The organism is Candidatus Electronema sp. TJ (genome assembly GCF_048287355.1).
GTDB lineage: Bacteria > Desulfobacterota > Desulfobulbia > Desulfobulbales > Desulfobulbaceae > Electronema.
Genome location: NZ_JBLWEP010000126.1, coordinates 1 through 3,084 on the forward strand (window position 1 = coordinate 1; position 3,084 = coordinate 3,084).

The 3,084-nt window shown below is 64.0% G+C and carries 1 protein-coding gene; it reads right to left on the reverse strand.

The genetic code is table 11. From position 1 onward, the window contains the following. On the reverse strand, positions 1-3,084 hold a 3,084-nt coding region (locus ACNKID_RS09330; RefSeq protein WP_417913157.1), incomplete at both ends, for an efflux RND transporter permease subunit.

A 3,084-nucleotide genomic window follows, 5' to 3' on the forward strand; every position in this document is an offset into this window, starting at 1 on the left:
CTCCCAGCCTTTCTCCATGAAGTAGAGTATCGGCACGGTCATCCTTGAGAAGAGCAGCGAGGCCACTTCGCCCGCCATCAGCGAGATGGCAAGCCCTTGGAAGATGGGATCAAAGAGGATGACTGAGGCTCCGACCACCACTGCCGCCGCAGTGAGCACCATGGGCCGGAAGCGCACCGCGCCCGCGTCAATCACGGCCAAGTCCAGCGGCATCCCTTCGCTCAGGCGCAGCTCGATGAAGTCCACCAGGATGATGGAGTTGCGCACGACTATGCCTGCTCCGGCAATGAAGCCGATCATCGAGGTAGCGGTGAAGAAGGCATTCATGCCCATGTGCGCGGGCAGGATGCCGATGAGCGAGAAGGGAATGGCGGTCATGATGGTGAAGGGCGTGGTGAAGGACTGAAACCACCCCACCACGAGCACGAAGATCAGCAGCAGCACCACAGCAAAGGCCAGGCCCAAGTCGCGGAAGACCTCGTAGGTGATGTGCCATTCGCCGTCCCATTTCATGGCCAGCCGGGCCGAGCTTGCCGGCAGCCCGGCAGTGTGCTGCTCAACCGTGTAGCCCTCTGGCAGCTTGAGGGCGGCAATCTTCTTCTGCATCTCCAAGATGGCATAGACCGGACTCTCCTTGGCCCCGGCCACATCACCGGTGACATAGACCACCGGCATCAGGTTCTTGTGATAGACGCTCCGGTCTGCCTCGGTCTTCCTGCTGCGCACCAGGCTGGCCAGCGGCACCAGCGAGCCGTCCGCCGCTGCAACCTGCACCTCCTGAAGACGGTCAAGGCTGGAACGCTGGGCAAAGGGCGCGCGCAGCACGATGTCCACATCCTCTTTCTCCGGCGGATCATGGAGGATGCCGACCTGCCTGCCCTCCATGACAAAGGACAGCGTCTCAGCTGCCTGCTGCACGCTCACGCCGTTGATTGCCGCCTTCTCGCGGTCCACCTCAAGGTTGTGCTGGATCTGGCCTTCCTCCATGTACCAGTCCACGTCCACCACGCCTTCAGTCTGCTCGAAGATCTGGCGGATGTGCAGGGCCAGCTCTTTCTGCCGCTGATAGTCCGGGCCATAGACTTCAGCCACCAAGGTGGAGAGCACAGGCGGGCCAGGCGGCACCTCCGCCACCTTGACCCGCGCCCCGTGACGCTGGGCAATCTCGGTCAGCAGGGGCCGCACCCGCTTGGCGATCTCATGGCTTTGCTCCGTGCGCCCGTGCTTGCCGACCAAGTTGACTTGGATGTCCGCCATATTCGCGCCCTGACGCAGATAGTAATGCCGCACCAGGCCGTTGAAGTTGTAGGGAGAGGCCGTGCCCGCATAGACCTGATAATCTGTCACCTCCGGCACTGCGGCCAGGCTGCGCCCCATCTCAGCAGCCACAGCCGCTGTCTCCTCCAAGGTTGCCGACTCCGGCATGTCGAGGATGACCTGAAACTCGCTCTTGTTGTCAAAGGGCAGCATCTTGACCTTCACCAGCTGCGCGGCCACCAGCCAGCAGGAAGCGGCGAGCAGCGCGGCCACAGCGAGCAGGAAAAGCGCACGCAGCAGGCCGTTGTGGAGCAGGCCGCCCATGATCCGGCGGTAGAGGCGGGTCATCAGGTCTTCTTTATGGCTGCCGTGGCCTTTGCCGCCCGCCTTGATCAGGCGCAGGCTGGCCCAGGGCGTGACAATGAAGGCGATGAGCAGGGAGAAGACCATTGCCGCTGTTGCGCCGACTGGTATGGGCCGCATGTACGGCCCCATCAGACCGCCGACAAAGGCCATCGGCAGGATGGCGGCAATGACGGTCAGGGTGGCGAGGATGGTGGGGTTGCCCACCTCGTCCACCGCCTCCACGGCCATGCTCAGGCGCGGACGGCCCGCGTTCTCCGGCAGGCGGAAGTGGCGCACCATGTTCTCCACCACCACTATCGCGTCATCCACCAGTATGCCTATGGAGAAGATCAGCGCGAAGAGGGTGATGCGGTTCAGTGTGTAGCCGTGCAGATAGAAGACCGTGAGCGTGAGCGCCAAGGTCACGGGGATGGCGAGAGCGACCACGCCCGACTCGCGCAGGCCCAGGGTCAGCCATATGAGGATGGTGACGCTGACTATGGCAATGCCCATGTGCAGCAGCAGCTCGTCCGACTTCTCCTTGGCTGTTTCGCCATAGTGCCGCGTGATGCTGACCGTGATGTCGCCGGGAATGACTTTGCCCTTCAGCTCCTCCACCCGTCGCAGCACCTTCTCGGCCACGCTGATGGCGTTCGCGCCCTTGCGCTTGGCCACTGTCAGCGTGACCGCCGGCTCAAGCCCAGCGGCAGCGGGCTGCGCAGCTGCCGGGCCGCTGCCAAAGAAGACATGCTGCGCCGGAGTCTCAGCACCTTCCGCCACCGTCGCCACATCGCGGAGGAAGACCGGACGGCTGTTCTGCACACCGACCACCAGTCCTTCGATGTCGCGCACATCACGGAGGAAGCCGCCCACATGCACCTTCACCTGGCCTTCTCCGGGCGAGGGAAAGGCTCCGGCATCAGCCTCATAGTTGGCCTGGCTCAGCGCGGCGGCCACGCGGCTGAAATCCAGGCCCCGCGCCGCTGTCCGCACCGGGTCCAGGCGCACTTCCACGCTGCGCTTCTCGCCGCCGATCAGCCCGGTGGCCGAGACATCCGGCTCCTGCTTGACCGCGTCCTCCACCTCGGCTGCCACCCGGCGCAAGGTCATATGATCGGCCTTGCTGCCATGCAGGGTCAGGGCAAGGATCGGCACATCGTCAATCGAGCGCGGCTTGATCAGCGGCTCGGTGACGTTGGGGGGGATGAGATCATAGTTGGAGCGCAGCTTGGACTGGAGGCGGACGATGGCGTTCTCCTCGTTCTCGCCCACCTTGAAGCGGACGATGACCATGGACAGGCCCGGGCTGGAGGTGGAGTAGACGTACTCCACCCCAGGTATCTCCCAGAGCAGCTTCTCCATCGGCTTGGTCACGCGGGTCTCAATCTCGCGGCTTCCCGCGCCCGGCATGCCGACGAAGATGTCCACCATCGGCACGACGATCTGCGGCTCCTCCTCACGGGGCAGGGCCAGCACTGCGCC